Below are 13,842 nucleotides of genomic sequence, written 5' to 3'. Positions count from 1 at the left end.
GACGCATCGCGGGAGAGGGATTTCGATGATCGGACATCATCTGCGGGGCGCCAGCCTCGCGGCCATCACATGCGCCGTGCTGGGCCTGTCGGCCTGCGCCACCACCGGCTCGACCCCTGACGATACGGCCGCGAAGCCGTCGAAGGACCGGACCTTGGCCGCCGGCCTGGATCCGGCGACGACGCTGGATCCCTATCCCTCCACCTATCAGCCTCTGCCGCGTGAGAACTTCGCCGTGGTCGGCGCCACCGTCCTGACCGGCACGGATCGCAAGATCGAGAACGGCGTGGTCGTGGTCACGGACGGCAAGATCGCCGCCGTCGGCGACGCCTCGACCCCCGTTCCGGCCGGCTATCGCGTCGTCGAGGCGCGCGGCCGCTATGTCACCCCCGGCGTCATCGACGTGCACAGCCACCTGGGCGTCTATCCGTCGCCCGGCGTCAGCGGCATGAGCGACGGCAACGAGGCGACCAGCCCGAACACCGCCCAGGTCTGGGCCGAACATTCGCTGTGGCCCCAGGACCCTGGTTTCAACACCGCCCGCGCCGGCGGCGTGACCACGCTTCACATCCTGCCCGGCTCGGCCAATCTGTTCGGCGGACGCGGCGTCACGATCCGCAACGTGCCCTCGATCACCATGCAGGGGCTGAAGTTCCCGGCTGCGCCCTATACGGTCAAGATGGCCTGCGGCGAGAACCCGTCGCGCGTCTATGGCGGCCGCAACCAGAGCCCGGCGACGGGCATGGGCAATATGGCCGGCTATCGCGCCGCCTTCATCGCCGCGCGCGACTACAAGGCCAAATGGGACAAGTGGCGTGAGGACGGCGAAGGCGCCGCCCCGACCCGCAACCTGCAGAACGAGACCCTGATGGGCGTTCTGGACGGGTCGATCTTGATCCAGAACCACTGCTACCGTGCCGACGAGATGGCCTTGATGATGGATATGGCCAAGGAGTTCGGCTACCGCATCACGACCTTCCACCACGCGACCGAGGCCTACAAGCTGGCGCCGCAATTGGCCGCCAACGGCATCTGCGCGGCCATGTGGACCGGCTGGTGGGGCTTCAAGATGGAGGCCCTGGACGCCATCGAGGAGAACGCCGCCCTGGTCGACGCCCAACAGGGATCGTGCGCCGTCATCCACTCCGACGACGCCGAACTGACCCAGCGGTTGAACCAGGAAGCGGCCGCCGCCCTGTCGGCCGGTCGCCGCGCCGGGCTGAACATTTCCGAGGAACACGCCATCGGCTGGATCACCTCCAACGCTGCAAAGGCCATCGGCATCGCCGACCAGACCGGGTCGCTGGAGCCCGGCAAGCGCGCCGACGTGGTGATCTGGAGCGCCGATCCCTTCTCGATCTACGCCCGCGCCGATCAGGTCTTCATCGACGGCGCCCTGACCTTTGATCGCAGCAATCCCGCCTATCAGCCGACCAGCGACTTCGAACTGGGTCAGCCGGGCTATGGCCTGACCGCCGCCAACGTCACGGAAGGAGCCCGCTGATGCGCCTGTCTCACATCCTCGCGGGCGCCGTCGCGGCCCTGTCTCTTGCCGTTCCTGCGATGGCGCAGGAAACCGTCGCCATCGTCGGCGGGCGCATCCTGACCGGAAACTCCGTGATCGAAAACGGCACGGTCGTCATGCGCGACGGCAAGATCATCTCGGTGGGCTCAGGTGCAGCGCCGTCCGGCGCCCGCGTCATCGACGCGGCGGGCAGGACGGTTGCGCCCGGTTTCGTCGCCGTGGACTCCGGCCTGGCCGGGACCGAGGTCGGCTCGGTCAGCGGCACCAACGAACTGCGTAACAGCGCCAATACCCTCAGCGCCGCCTTCGACATCTCGTATGGTCTGGACCCGTGGTCCTTCACCCTGCCGGTCGCGCGGCTGGGCGGCATCACCCGCGCCATCGTCGTGCCCCAGCATCCCGGCTCGTCCGGCGGCCATGTCCATGAGGACGAGACGGCCGGCGCCGGCGACGGCGGCTATCAGACGCCGGGCCTGTTCGCGGGTCAGGCGGCGATCATAAACCTGGGTCAAGGCTCGAACATCCTGGTCAAGCCGCGCGTGGCCATGGTCGCCCCCTTCGGCGAAGCGGGCGCCGACATCGCCGGCGGCGCGCGCGGGGCGCAGTTCGTCCTGTTCAAGGAGACGCTGTCGGAGGTCCGCCTCTATGCCCGCAACAAGTCGGCCTATGAGCGGGCGGGCCTGCGCGACCTCAGCCTGTCGCGCGCCGATCTCGAGGCTCTGATCCCCGTCGCCAACGGGACCTTGCCGCTGATCGTCACCGTCCACCGCGCCTCGGACATCCAGCAGGTGTTGCGCCTGGCGCGCGAGGAAGGGATCAAGCTGATCCTGGACGGCGCCGAGGAGGGCTGGTTGGTCGCCGGCGACATCGCCGCCGCCGGCGTGCCGGTGCTGCTGAACCCCATCTCCAACCTGCCCAGCGATTTCGAAATGCGGGCGGCGCGGGCGGAAAATGCGGCGGCCCTGAATGCGGCGGGCGTCTTGATCGCCATCAAGGGCAATGAGGGCTCGACCCACCGCGCCCGCGAGGCCCGCTACAACGCCGGCAACGCCGTCTCGCACGGCCTGCCCTATGGCGCCGCCATCGCCGCCCTGACGGTCAATCCGGCGAAGATCTTCGGCATGGCCGGGCAGTTCGGCCAGATCGCGCCGGGCGCAGCGGGTGACGTCGTGGTCTGGTCCGGCGATCCGCTGGAGCCGCTTAGCCAGCCGTCGGCCGTCTTCGTCAATGGCGTCGAACAGCCCCTGACCAGCCGCCCGCTGATGCTGCGCGACCGCTATCGCCAGCAGACGCCGATGCCGCCGGCCTATCGCAACTGAGGACCGCTTTGGTCTGAACGGAAAGGGCGGGGCCGCACGGTCCCGCCCTTTTTGGTTGGGGCGCTGTGCGAACTCAGTATGCTGGGCCTCAAGTAGCGCGAAGCGCGATAGGCCCAACCAAGAATGCCCACCGTGCTCTACATCGACGCCGACGCCTGCCCCGTGAAGGAAGAGGTGTATCGCGTCGCCCGCCGCTATGGGCTGAAGACCTATGTCGTCTCCAACACCTGGATGCAGGTTCCGCGCGAGGCGCTGATCGAACAGGTGGTGGTGGACGCCGGCCCCGACATCGCCGACGACTGGATCGCAGAGCGGGCGGGCGTAGGCGACGTGGTCATCACCGCCGATATCCCGTTGGCCGACCGCTGCCTGAAGTCGGGCGCCCAGGCGCTGAAGTCGAACGGCCAGCCCTTCACCCCGGACTCCATCGGATCGGCCCTGGCGGGACGGATGGTGGGCGAACATCTGCGGTCGATGGGTGTGGCCACATCCGGTCCGCCGCCGTTCTCGGCCGCCGACCGTTCGCGCTTCCTGCAGGCGTTGGATCGGGCCGTGGTCAAGGCGCGCAAGGCGGCGACATGACCACCGTTATCCCCGAGGACGAGCTGGAGTTTCACTTCTACCGCGCGGGCGGGCCGGGCGGGCAGAACGTCAACAAGGTCTCGACCGCCGTTCAGATGCGGTTCGATGTGAAGAACTCGCCGTCGCTGACCGATCCGGTCAAGGCGCGGCTGATGAAGCTGGCCGGCAGCCGGCTGACGCTGGAAGGGGTGATCCTGATCACCGCCGTGCGTCACCGCACCCAGGAGCGCAATCGCGCCGACGCCATCGAACGGCTTCAGGCCATGGTGGACGAGGCCTCAATCCGCCCCGTCTACCGCGTGCCCACCCGGCCGACCAAGGCGTCGAAGGAACGCCGCCTTAAGGCCAAGACGACCCGCGCCTCGATCAAGTCCGGGCGCGGCAAGCCTTCGCTGGACTGACGATCAGCTCTGGGCCGGGCGGAACAGCAGGGCGGCGATCTTGTCCTCAGCGTCGAAGCCGATCAGCCATTCGGTGACCTGATTGTCGAAGGTGACCTTGAACATCTGGGCCTCGCCTTCCTGCTTGACGTATTCGACCGTCTTGACGGCGCCGAAGCCTTTGATCAGCGGGACCACCTGGGCCTCCTGCTGCCGGATTTGGGTTCCGAGACCTGTCGTGAAATCCGAATAGTCGAAGCCGGTCCCCTGGGCGTCGGCGATCACGGCGCGCAAGGCCTCTTCCGAACGGGCGATATCGGGAGCTTGGGCGGGGGACGCCGTTGCGGGCGCAGCGGCGGGGCGGGCTTGAGGCGCTGCGGTTTGAGCCGGGCGGTCGAAGGCGTTCGGCACGGCGCCGGCGGCGGCCTGAGCCAGGGCGGGCAAGGGCGCCAGCAGCACGGCGGCGGCGATAGCGGTCTTCATCAGGGTCGGCTTCATAGCGAAGGCTCCGGTCAGGTCAGATAGGGCCAGAGCGAAAGGCCCAGGGCCGCCAGGGCCGCGATTACCGCGACCGTGACTGAAGCCGCCACCCAAGCCGGAGTTCCCGACTTTTCGATGACCACGGCCGCCGGGCGCGGCGGCTCCTGAACCAGGCGCGAGATGGCGCGGGCGGCGGCGATCATTTCGTTGATCGCATCACGCGCCTGGGCCTGCGGTCCCAGCTCGCGGCGGATCCAGCGTTCGACCACCGGCTGAGCGGCCTTCCACAGATCGTGATCGGGTTGCAGCCGGCGCGCCACGCCCTCGACCGAGACCATGGTCTTTTGCAGCAGGATAAGTTCTGGCCGAAGCCGCATGTCGAACAGGGCGGTGATCTCGAACAGCTGGCCCAGCAGACGGCCCATCGACACCTGGCTGGCGGCGCGGCCGATCACCGGTTCGCCGACCGCGCGCAGCGCCTGGGCGAAGGTTTCGACCGAATGGTGCGGCGGGACGTAGCCGGCTTCGAAATGCACGCGCGAAATCCGGTCGTAGTCGCGGCTGATGAAGCCCCACAGGATCTCGGCCAGATAGCGCCGCTCGGCCGGTCCCAGCCGCCCGACGATGCCGAAGTCGATTGCGGTCAGATGGGCCGGCGCGCTGGCGAACAGATTGCCCTCGTGCAGATCGGCGTGAAACACCCCGTGGTCCAACGCCTGGACCAGGAAGGCGCGCACGACATTGTCGGCCAGCTGATCCGTGTCGATGCCCGGCAGGTCCGTAAGCGCCGGATCCGTCATGGGCACGCCTTGCGCCCACTCCAGCGTCAGCACGCGCTTGCCCACCCCGTCCCAGATCACGGCCGGGGCGGACATATATCCGTCCTTGGCCAGCACCTCTGCCATCTCGCTGGCGGCTGCGGCCTCCAGCCGCATGTCCAGCTCCAGATCCAGCGAGTTGGCGATGGTCTCGACAAAGGCGGACGGCTCCAGCCGCCGCGCCATCGGCACGAGCCGCCAGACCAGCCGCGCGGCCAGACGCATCGAATCCAGGCCATTGGCGACCCGGCGCTCAACCCCAGGCCGCAGCACCTTGACCGCGACGGCCCGCCCATCGGCCAGGGTCGCGCGGTGCGCCTGGGCCAGGGAGGCGGCGGCGACCGGCGGGCTGAGGTCGATGAACAGGCTTTCGGCCGGCCGACCCAGCGATTTCTCGATCTCGCGGCGCGCCTCTTCCAGAGAGAACGGCGGCAAGGCGTCCTTCAACCGGCCAAGGTCGCGCGCGAACTCCAGCCCGAAGATGTCGGCGCGCGTGGCCAGAACCTGACCCAGTTTGATCGCCACGGGGCCCAGATGTTCGAACGCCTTGCCCAGCCTCTGGCCCGGCCGACCCTGACGCCCGGCGCGGCCGGCGAACAGTTGCACGAACCGAGCGAACGGCCGCGTCCAGGCCGGCAGAAGAGGCGTGACCTCCCGCGGGATCAGGGCGTCATGACGCGCCAGAACCCACAGCCAGCCCAGCAGGCGCAGGAAGGACGCAACCGGGTTCTGGACCGCGACCGTCGCGGGCGGCGGCGGAGCCGTGCGATAGATCCGGCTGGTCAGATCGCCCACCCATGATGGATGGCGGCGATCCCGCCCAACAGATTGGTGACGGACACGCGGCGGAAGCCGGCGTCCTCGATCATCCCCTTGAACATATTCTGATCGGGGAAGCGACGGATGCTCTCGACCAGATACTGATAGCTGTCGCGATCCTTGGCGACCCAGCCGCCGATGCGCGGAATGGCGTGGAAGGACCAGGCGTCATAGACCTTGCGGATCGGCGTGGTGGGGCGCGAAAACTCCAGGCACAAGAATCGGCCGCCCGGCTTCAGCACCCGGCGCGCCTCGGCCAGGGCCTTGTCGATATGGGCCACGTTGCGGATGCCGAAACTGATCGAATAGGCGTCGACCGAGGCGTCAGGCAGCGGCAGATTCATGGCGTCGCCGACGCTCCACTGCATCTCCGGCTCGCCGCCCTTTTGGACGCCCGCCAGGATCATCTCGGCGTTGTAGTCCAGCACGATAACCTTGGCGTCCTCGCCCCCGCGCCGCTCCTGGGCTGCGCGCGCCATCTTGGAATAGCGCCGCGCCATGTCGCCGGTGCCGCCCGCGACGTCCAGAATGGTCTCGCCCGGACGCGGGTTCAGCTTGGCGGCGGCGATGTCCTTCCAGATGCGGTGGACGCCGACGCTCATCAGGTCGTTCATCACATCGTAGTTGGAGGCGACGGAATCGAAGACCCCGCGCACCATCTTCACCTTCTCGCGCGCATCCACGTCGCGAAAGCCGAAGGAGGAACGATCGCCCGACGAATGCGGGCCATGGGAGGAGGCGTCGGTCATAGTCGTCGTCTAGCGCGTCGCAGCGTCCCCGTCATCCGATGAGACACCCGATCAGGCCGCTTCGGGCTGCGGCAGTTTCAAATCCTTCATCACGTCGCGCATCAGGCCGTAACAGCCGCACGACGCCGCCTCCAGGCCGTCGCGATCCAGCACCTTGACCCAACCCCGCCCCCGCTGGATCAGCGACTTGCGCTCCAGCACCGTTCCGACCTCCGACACCGTGGCGCGACGCACGCCCAGCATGCCGGCGATATCGGCCTGGGTCAGATCGATCCGGTCATCCTCGGCCCGGTCGTGAAGCATCAACAGCCAACGGGCCAAGCGTTCGTCCAGCCGGTGCTGGGCGTTGCAGGCGGCCGCCTGCTGCACCTGCGCCATCAAGCCTTCGGTGAAGCGCGACAGGGCCGTGCGTAGCGTCTCGCTGTCTTCCAGCGCCTCGCCGAACACCTCGGCCGAGCAATGGGCCGCGATCCCGTCGCGTTGGGAAATGGCGCGGCTGGCCGCGCGCGCATTGAAGGGTCCGCAGGTCACGCCGATCAGGCCTTCGCGCCCGATGGCGGCCGTCTCCACCATCTTGTCATCCGGCAGGATGGTCATCAGCGACACCACGCCCTTGATCGGAAACCAGACCTGATCGACCGCCTCGCCGGCGTCATAGAGCATCTGGCCGCGTGTGATCTCGCGCTCTTTCAAATGGGGTTCGATCCGCTTGCGGTCGGCCGCATCCAGGGCGGCGATCCAGAGATTTTCCATCCTAACCCCGCTGGCGACCAATGACGCCGAAGAGCGACGATCATTGCTCGATCAATGCACAAGCTTGACCATAGGTTCCCTGGACGAAATCCGTACGGCTTCGCCGCTTGCCGCCATCCATCAGGCGCCCTACGCAAAATGGAAAAAGAGGAAACGCGATGACCGACACATGGCTTGACGTAGCGGAAACGCTGAAGGATTTGCCCACCTGGCGCGCGCATGACGGCGATCGCCCGGCCATCACGCGGACGCTGAAATTCGCGGATTTCAACGCCGCCTTCGGCTTTATGACCCGCGTCGCCCTGATGGCCGACAAGATGGACCACCATCCCGAATGGTCGAATGTCTATGACCGTGTCGAAATCCTGCTCACCACACACGACGCCGGTGGCGTGACGGACAAGGACGTAACCCTGGCCCGCTTCATTGACGACGCCGCGGCCGGCATGGGGGTGAAGTCGTGAGCGGCGCCGCGCGTCCCGGCCGTGTCGCCGGCAAGACGGCCCTGATCACCGGCGCAGCCGGCGGTCTGGGTGAAGCCATGGCCTTTATGCTGGCCCGCGAAGGCGCCCGCGTCGCCGTCACCGACATCGACGCCGCTCGCGCTCAGGCCCTGGCGAGCCGGATCAATGCGGAAGTTCCGGACGCCGCCTTCGCCTATGCTCACGACGTGGCCAGCGAGGCCGAGTGGGAAGGCGTGATCGCCGCCGCCGTCGCCGATCTCGGCGGCCTGTCGGTGCTGGTCAACAACGCCGGCGTCGGCGGGCCGCTGGCCTTCGTCGAACAGGACACGATCGAGAACTGGCAGCGTCAGTACGAGATCAATCTGCGCTCCATCATGCTGGGCGCCAAACACGCCATGCCGCATCTGCGGGCCTCGGCGCCGGCCTCGATCATCAACATCTCCTCGATCGCAGGGCTCGCGGCCGCCCCCGGCATGGGCGCCTATAACGCCACCAAGGCGGCGGTCTGGATGTACACCAAGACGCTGGCGCTCGAGGCCGCCAAGGCCGATTGGAACGTGCGCTGCAACTCGGTCCACCCTGTCTTCATCAAGACACCGATCCTGGATCCCTTCATCGCCATGGCCGGCGGGGACGAGAACAAGGCGCACGAGCGCCTCGCGCGGGGCATCCCCCTGAAGCGGATCGGCGAACCCGACGACGTCGCCTATTGCGTTCTCTACCTGGCGTCCGACGAATCCAAGTTCGTCACGGGGTCCGAGTTTAAGATCGACGGCGGCATGACGGCGCAATAGGGCGCGAGCGCCCTATTGCTTTCTTTTTGGGCCTATCGCGCTTCGCGCTGCTTGAGGCCGTCTCGTTCGCAGAGATGTTGACCGATCATGCGGCAGCATCGCGCATTCGGGATTGAGGCCGCTTGCGCCATGCTGTAAGCGGCCTGTTCCGGCGTCGCGCCGGTCGACGCACCCGTAGCTCAGCTGGATAGAGTGCTGCCCTCCGAAGGCAGAGGTCACAGGTTCGAATCCTGTCGGGTGCGCCATTTTTCTTGCCAAGCCGTTGAGTAACAAGCGAATTGTCCGTCGGCCGTTATGCCTTCATAGATCGCTTCATAAGTAAGTATCCTGCCGAAGCTCGCGTTTCAGGCAGTAGGGCGGCTCGGTGATTCGATAAGAGGCGCAGTTCGACTGTCCGGAGAGGACGTGATGTTCCTACGCACGACTCGTTCACGGCATCCCGTTTTTGAATCCGTCCTGAAATAGCCTTGGGCAATTTTCTGAATTTGCTCTGAGAGGGATCTGGCGCGAGGATTTCGCCCGCGATGGGGACGATCAACCGATCAGGCCTCGTCGTCCAGGCCTTCCAGCAGAGGCGCTTCTAGGGCGCCGATCTCCAGCATTGATCGGCCAGCGATCCCTTGCAAATCGCCATATAGCCCCGCCGTCGAGTCCAGCACCGTGTGCAGCTGTTGCTCGCGCTTAGCCCATCGTTTCATCGTTGCTTTGCGCTCGCTAGCGAGGTCATCCTGCATCTCTGAAAACTTCTCGACGACCGCTTCGATACGGTGACGAAAACGAGGGCCGGTCAGATAGTCATACATCAACGCAGACTTGGTCTGTTGCCCCTCCCCTGCCGCCCGCACCCCGTTCATGAGCACCAGACTTTCGCGCAAGCTCATCGCGACGGGCATGGCGCACTTCGGCCCGGTGATCCAAACCCCCTCCATCTGCCCAAACGTCTCGATGTCCTTTGGCAGCGCGTGTGAAACGATCAGCGCGAGGTCAGCCTTCGCCGCTCGCAGATCCCCCTTCAACTTGCTGAGCCAGCCGTCGCTCCACGTTCGCGTGCGCTTGGTTTCCCACAGGATGGATCCGCAAACCTGACCGGCTGGATTAACCACCCGCTGAAGGACATCGCCCCCGAACTCGCCCTTCCCGATCGGTTCGATCTGATCGAACGGAAAACGTGCGCGCAGCATGTCTTCGAGCATCAGTTCTTGCGCTTCCCCCTGAAGCTGCTGAGACCCTTGCTCGGCCTTCTTTTTCAGCTCTTCAATCTTCTGCTGCATCGACGCGATCTGCGTGTCGCGTTCTTTGACCTTCAACGAAAGCGCGTCTTCGGCTTCCTGTTTGGCTGTCGCTCGAACAACCTCCAGCCCCTCATTGACCTGCCGCTGCACAGCGAGATCCACCTCTCGGAGCTTGTCATCGAGCTCACGCTGCTTCTTCAGCATCTCAGCCTCTGCGGCCTGTGACAGCCTCAGCTTCTCTTCTCGGCTGGCCAGGGTTTCCTGGAGCTCGACGAACTTGCGATCTCGCTCTTCCATGTCGGCGGCCACGACGCGCTTTGCGCGCTCGGCCTCATCGGCGGCGATCTGCTTTCGAGCTTCATCCAACTTGTCGCTGAGCGTCGCGTCGATCGCTTGGCGTTCAAGTTCGATGCGCTTCTTTTCAGCGGCGACCTCGGCTTGAGCCTGCGCAACCAACTTGTCTTTCGCAGAAAGCTGCTCAGCGAAAGCGCGACGGGTTTGCTCGACCAGCGGACCTGCCAGAGACTCGGTAAGCTTGATGTCTGACTTGCAGTTCGGGCACGTGATCGTGGGTTCGTTCATCGTCGTATTCCTCCCATCGGCCTTCGACCGTTAACGTTTTCGAATCGAGGGCTAGCGCGAAGATACGTCAGAAGCGGTCGGAGAGGTTGTCTTGTTCGCTCGCTCTAGTGGGCGGTCCCACAGAGCATTTCACACGGTTCGCCGTCGCTGTTGCCGTCCAGCGAAGCCACCCCGCATTGCCGCAGATAGAAGTGAGCTTCCGCGCACGAACTCATCTGGCGACAATAGCGCTTGCCAGAGCAGCTAAACCTACCGTCTTTCGGTTCGGTCACCACGCTCTGACGTGGGGCGACGAGTGAACGAACTTCGCGGGGGCCGTCGGTTGGGATGTTTCCGTCACCCTCGCGCTTTCCCTTTCGCCATTCCCATGGCTCAACTGTCTCGGAATCGCTGAGCGACCACAGCCCCAGCCGGTCCCGGCGAGCTCTCGCTTCGACATCGATCAGTGTCTGGTCACTCAGGTATCGTCTGTAAGCCCACGCGGCGCCCTGCCCGACCATCGCGCGATTGACATCTTCCCCGTCGGCAAACATGCGCGCCACGACACGGTCGTAGCGATCAGTGTCGGTCTGCTGCAGCGAAACTGTTTTGCCGAACACTAGCGATGATAGCGTCTGCTTCGCGCGCGCTCCCCACGGCTGCCCACGTTCGGGCGCGTCGATTTCGGCAAGCCTGATCGTGTGCTGCTGATTGCTCTCATCGAGCACAGTCAGCGTGTCGCCGTCGGTCACGCCGACAACACGCGCGCGAAAGGTCACGGCGGGCTCTGAACGCGGACTGATGCCAATGAGGTCATTGGTTTTCTGCGCCACTACCCCGATCTGGTCGCACGCGGAAAACGCCAATGACGCCAGCGCGAGCAGGAGCATCGGCATTCGTGAAAAGGGTCTCAGGGGGTTTGTCGTGATCTGCACTGAAGGCTCGCAACTGCGAAAGAATTCCAGCCGTTCATCCTAGCGAGCAATGAAACGCAACCAGGCGACGATTCCGCCCTAGCTACCCCAAACGTTGACCGCTACAAATCTCGTCCGATTGTGGGGGTTTCATAATGACCGATTTCGAACAGCAACCGTTCGCCGACGCAGAGTTTGCTGAGAACCCCGAACAACGGTGCCCCTGCCTACTCCTGCTGGATACCTCTTACTCGATGACGGGTGAGCCGATTCGGCAGCTCAACGAGGGCCTCCTTTCGTTCAAACAAGAGCTGCTCGAAGATAGCCTAGCCGCCAAGCGCGTCGAGTTGGCAATTGTGACGTTTGGCCCGGTGAACACCGTGTCCGACTTCTCGACAGTCGACGCGTTCTATCCAGAGAACCTTGTGGCTTCCGGAGCGACTCCCATGGGGCAAGCGATTGCACACGGTCTCCAGATGCTTCGCGACCGCAAGGACAGGTACAAACAAAACGGGGTCAAATACTACCGTCCTTGGGTGTTCCTTATCACTGACGGCGCACCGACAGATAATTGGCATGAGGCCAAACGGTTGGTGCACGACGGCGAGGAGAAAAAGGAATTCATGTTCTACGCGGCGGCTGTCGAAGGCGCTGATATGTCCATCCTCTCCGAGATCGCTACGCGCCAACCCCTCAAGCTCAAAGGTCTAGCGTTCCGCGAGTTGTTCGCATGGCTCTCAAGCTCATTGAGCGCAATGTCTCGCTCGAACCCTGGCGATCAGGTTCCCCTTGAGAATCCGACAGGGCCTGACGGCTGGGCAGTGGCCGGCTAACCGTGTCGGCATGGCGTTGGGCGGCAGCCTCTACCATCGGCACGTCGCATCTAAGAACGGGAGCGCCCCGACAGGACGCGTACGGCGTCCGCCGCACGGGTAACGGTCGCATTTGCGCCGTCGTCTCCGATGGCGCAGGCAGCGCCACGTATGGCGGCCCCGGTGCTTGGATTGTTTGCCGAGAGTTCCTTGCGCAAGCTCAAAGCTGGTCAACTAATTCACCAGGCCTTCCAGAAGATCAGATTATCTCCGACTGGATCGACGCCATCCGCGATCGGATCTCACGGGCCGCAGAACGTCGCGCGTCCGCGCCACGCCAATTCGCGGCGACACTAGCGGCGGTCTTTGCGACCGATAGCGAAGCGCTGGTCATTCAAGTGGGGGATAGCGTTGTCGCTGGCAGAGCTGATGGAAGTTGGACAGTCCCTCTTTGGCCGGAGTCTGGCGAGTACGCCTCCACAACCTATTTCGTGACCGACAGCCCGTCTCCTCGCCTCAATCTCGCTCGAGAAGCCGTCAGCTTCGATGGGTTCGCGTTATTCTCAGATGGCATTGAGACGATTGCGCTCGATCATAGTGAGCAACAGGCGCACCGGCCTTTTCTCGACCCCATGATCAAGGCGATCGACAACGCACCAGGCAGCGGACGCCTCGCTCCCTTGTCAGGGCATTTGGCCAGCTATCTAGACAGCGATCGCGTGAATGATCGCACGGACGACGACAAGACGCTTATTCTGCTGTCTCGTCGGCCATGACCAAGACCATTCGCGTCGGGAATACGACGTACCAGTTAGGTAAGAGGATCGGCAAGGGCGGCGAGGGCGAAGTCTACGCGGTCGCTGGAAAACCTGATCAGGCCGCCAAGCTCTACAATGCGGCGCTTGCCGGAACGCGGGAGGAGAAGGTGCGTGCGATGGTCACGCACGCGCTCGCAAGATCGACGGAGCTGGTCGCGTTTCCCTCTGACGTAGTGACAGATCCAAAAGGTCGCTTCCTAGGGTTCATGATGCGCCTCGTGAGCGGGTACCGCCCGCTTCACGAACTCTACAGTCCGAAGTCTCGCCGCTCACATTTTCCCAGTGCCGACTATCGTTTCGTCGTTCGGGCAGCGGTGAACCTGGCGAGCGCTGTCGGGAAGATTCACACGACCGACTGCGTCATCGGAGACTTCAATCACTCCGGTGTGCTCGTGTCGACGGACGCGACGGTGGCGCTGATCGACGCTGATAGCTTTCAGTTCACGGCGGCAGGAACATCCTATCCCTGTGTCGTCGGCGTTCCCGATTTCACCCCACCAGAGCTGCACGGTCGAAGCTTAGCAACAGTCGCTCGGATCCACGCGCACGATCGTTTTGGACTAGCCGTCGCCATCTTCCATTTGCTCGCGATGGGTCGCCATCCGTATGCTGGTAGGTCGACCGGTTCTGACTTGGGCATCGGCGAAGCGATCGCGCAGAACAAGTTCGCCTTCTCAAGAGTCCGCTCAGCGCAGACGCAGATGGTTCCGCCACCTGGCACTATAACTGACGTGCCCCTGAGAATTTCCTCCACGCGGAGCTAGAGTCCGGCCCTTGAAAGGACGGACGGAATGAAACGAGCGAGATTCACGGAAGAGCAGA

Annotated in this window: 15 protein-coding genes and 1 tRNA gene; 10 read left to right on the top strand and 6 right to left on the bottom strand. The window is 64.5% G+C overall.

The genetic code is table 11. The features are described from left to right. The first annotated feature begins 25 nt into the window (after window positions 1-25). The 4 genes from HF680_RS14090 to arfB all read left to right on the top strand — a co-directional run bounded on the left by HF680_RS14090 (window position 26) and on the right by arfB (window position 3,827). Complete coding sequence (locus tag HF680_RS14090; RefSeq protein ID WP_185225495.1) at window positions 26-1,504, top strand: amidohydrolase; 1,479 nt, start codon at window positions 26-28, stop codon at window positions 1,502-1,504. Further along, a complete protein-coding gene (locus HF680_RS14085; protein ID WP_185225494.1) occupies window positions 1,504-2,844 on the top strand; it encodes an amidohydrolase family protein in 1,341 nt (446 codons plus the stop codon). The genes HF680_RS14090 and HF680_RS14085 overlap by 1 nt, the downstream gene beginning before the upstream one ends. 123 nt (window positions 2,845-2,967) lie before the next feature. Continuing rightward, on the top strand, window positions 2,968-3,426 hold the full coding sequence (locus HF680_RS14080) for a YaiI/YqxD family protein (RefSeq protein ID WP_185225493.1): 459 nt from the start codon (window positions 2,968-2,970) through the stop codon (window positions 3,424-3,426). Then, complete coding sequence (gene arfB / locus HF680_RS14075; protein WP_017505001.1) at window positions 3,423-3,827, top strand: alternative ribosome rescue aminoacyl-tRNA hydrolase ArfB; 405 nt, start codon at window positions 3,423-3,425, stop codon at window positions 3,825-3,827. The genes HF680_RS14080 and arfB overlap by 4 nt, the downstream gene beginning before the upstream one ends. A 3-nt stretch (window positions 3,828-3,830) precedes the next feature. Here arfB and HF680_RS14070 read toward each other — a convergent pair whose 3' ends face one another. The 4 genes from HF680_RS14070 to HF680_RS14055 are packed head-to-tail and all read right to left on the bottom strand — an operon-like array spanning window position 3,831 to window position 7,425. Next, on the bottom strand, window positions 3,831-4,304 hold the full coding sequence (locus tag HF680_RS14070) for a hypothetical protein (protein ID WP_185225492.1): 474 nt from the start codon (window positions 4,302-4,304) through the stop codon (window positions 3,831-3,833). Between the two features lie 14 nt (window positions 4,305-4,318). Continuing rightward, entirely contained in the window at window positions 4,319-5,899 is a 1,581-nt protein-coding gene (gene ubiB, locus HF680_RS14065; RefSeq protein ID WP_185225491.1) for a 2-polyprenylphenol 6-hydroxylase, read from the bottom strand. After that, window positions 5,887-6,672: a class I SAM-dependent methyltransferase gene (locus HF680_RS14060; RefSeq protein ID WP_185225490.1), complete on the bottom strand. Its 786-nt coding sequence runs from the start codon at window positions 6,670-6,672 to the stop codon at window positions 5,887-5,889. The genes ubiB and HF680_RS14060 overlap by 13 nt, the downstream gene beginning before the upstream one ends. Before the next feature lie 51 nt (window positions 6,673-6,723). Beyond that, complete coding sequence (locus tag HF680_RS14055) at window positions 6,724-7,425, bottom strand: Crp/Fnr family transcriptional regulator (protein WP_045811808.1); 702 nt, start codon at window positions 7,423-7,425, stop codon at window positions 6,724-6,726. A 158-nt stretch (window positions 7,426-7,583) separates the two neighbouring features. Here HF680_RS14055 and HF680_RS14050 point away from each other — a divergent pair, with 158 nt between their 5' ends. From HF680_RS14050 to HF680_RS14040, 3 genes are all read left to right on the top strand, one after another. After that, window positions 7,584-7,889 carry a 4a-hydroxytetrahydrobiopterin dehydratase gene (locus HF680_RS14050; protein WP_185225489.1) on the top strand — a complete coding sequence of 102 codons (306 nt, stop codon included), beginning with the start codon at window positions 7,584-7,586 and terminating at the stop codon, window positions 7,887-7,889. Further along, window positions 7,886-8,683: an SDR family oxidoreductase gene (locus HF680_RS14045; RefSeq protein WP_185225488.1), complete on the top strand. Its 798-nt coding sequence runs from the start codon at window positions 7,886-7,888 to the stop codon at window positions 8,681-8,683. The genes HF680_RS14050 and HF680_RS14045 overlap by 4 nt, the downstream gene beginning before the upstream one ends. 168 nt (window positions 8,684-8,851) lie before the next feature. Further along, window positions 8,852-8,928, top strand: a tRNA-Arg gene (locus HF680_RS14040). Window positions 8,929-9,225: 297 nt separating this feature from the next. Here HF680_RS14040 and HF680_RS14035 read toward each other — a convergent pair. Beyond that, complete coding sequence (locus tag HF680_RS14035; RefSeq protein ID WP_185225487.1) at window positions 9,226-10,497, bottom strand: DUF2130 domain-containing protein; 1,272 nt, start codon at window positions 10,495-10,497, stop codon at window positions 9,226-9,228. Between the two features lie 104 nt (window positions 10,498-10,601). Then, entirely contained in the window at window positions 10,602-11,366 is a 765-nt protein-coding gene (locus tag HF680_RS14030; protein WP_205196298.1) for a thermonuclease family protein, read from the bottom strand. Between the two features lie 179 nt (window positions 11,367-11,545). Here HF680_RS14030 and HF680_RS14025 point away from each other — a divergent pair, with 179 nt between their 5' ends. Genes HF680_RS14025 through HF680_RS14015 form a run of 3 tightly spaced genes read left to right on the top strand, consistent with a single transcriptional unit; the run spans window position 11,546 to window position 13,784 of the window. Further along, the gene (locus HF680_RS14025; protein ID WP_185225485.1) at window positions 11,546-12,223 is read left to right on the top strand and encodes a vWA domain-containing protein; all 678 of its coding nucleotides are present in this window, start codon (window positions 11,546-11,548) and stop codon (window positions 12,221-12,223) included. Window positions 12,224-12,225: 2 nt separating this feature from the next. Beyond that, the gene (locus HF680_RS14020) at window positions 12,226-12,978 is read left to right on the top strand and encodes a PP2C family serine/threonine-protein phosphatase (protein ID WP_185225484.1); all 753 of its coding nucleotides are present in this window, start codon (window positions 12,226-12,228) and stop codon (window positions 12,976-12,978) included. Continuing rightward, the gene (locus HF680_RS14015; protein ID WP_185225483.1) at window positions 12,975-13,784 is read left to right on the top strand and encodes a hypothetical protein; all 810 of its coding nucleotides are present in this window, start codon (window positions 12,975-12,977) and stop codon (window positions 13,782-13,784) included. Before HF680_RS14020 ends, HF680_RS14015 begins: the two co-directional genes overlap by 4 nt. Window positions 13,785-13,842 lie beyond the last annotated feature (58 nt).

The organism is Brevundimonas huaxiensis (assembly GCF_014218725.1).
GTDB lineage: Bacteria > Pseudomonadota > Alphaproteobacteria > Caulobacterales > Caulobacteraceae > Brevundimonas > Brevundimonas huaxiensis.
This window is presented reverse-complemented; position numbering and strand designations above follow the sequence as displayed.

What these genes read in the sequence shown, in the direction of transcription:
- HF680_RS14090 (WP_185225495.1), top strand. Translation starts at nt 26, where the DNA reads ATGATCGGACATCATCTGCGGGGCGCCAGCCTCGCGGCCATCACATGC.
- HF680_RS14085 (WP_185225494.1), top strand. Translation starts at nt 1,504, where the DNA reads ATGCGCCTGTCTCACATCCTCGCGGGCGCCGTCGCGGCCCTGTCTCTT.
- HF680_RS14080 (WP_185225493.1), top strand. Translation starts at nt 2,968, where the DNA reads ATGCCCACCGTGCTCTACATCGACGCCGACGCCTGCCCCGTGAAGGAA.
- arfB (WP_017505001.1), top strand. Translation starts at nt 3,423, where the DNA reads ATGACCACCGTTATCCCCGAGGACGAGCTGGAGTTTCACTTCTACCGC.
- HF680_RS14070 (WP_185225492.1), bottom strand. Translation starts at nt 4,304, where the DNA reads ATGAAGCCGACCCTGATGAAGACCGCTATCGCCGCCGCCGTGCTGCTG.
- HF680_RS14060 (WP_185225490.1), bottom strand. Translation starts at nt 6,672, where the DNA reads ATGACCGACGCCTCCTCCCATGGCCCGCATTCGTCGGGCGATCGTTCC.
- HF680_RS14055 (WP_045811808.1), bottom strand. Translation starts at nt 7,425, where the DNA reads ATGGAAAATCTCTGGATCGCCGCCCTGGATGCGGCCGACCGCAAGCGG.
- HF680_RS14050 (WP_185225489.1), top strand. Translation starts at nt 7,584, where the DNA reads ATGACCGACACATGGCTTGACGTAGCGGAAACGCTGAAGGATTTGCCC.
- HF680_RS14035 (WP_185225487.1), bottom strand. Translation starts at nt 10,497, where the DNA reads ATGAACGAACCCACGATCACGTGCCCGAACTGCAAGTCAGACATCAAG.
- HF680_RS14030 (WP_205196298.1), bottom strand. Translation starts at nt 11,366, where the DNA reads ATGCTCCTGCTCGCGCTGGCGTCATTGGCGTTTTCCGCGTGCGACCAG.
- HF680_RS14025 (WP_185225485.1), top strand. Translation starts at nt 11,546, where the DNA reads ATGACCGATTTCGAACAGCAACCGTTCGCCGACGCAGAGTTTGCTGAG.
- HF680_RS14015 (WP_185225483.1), top strand. Translation starts at nt 12,975, where the DNA reads ATGACCAAGACCATTCGCGTCGGGAATACGACGTACCAGTTAGGTAAG.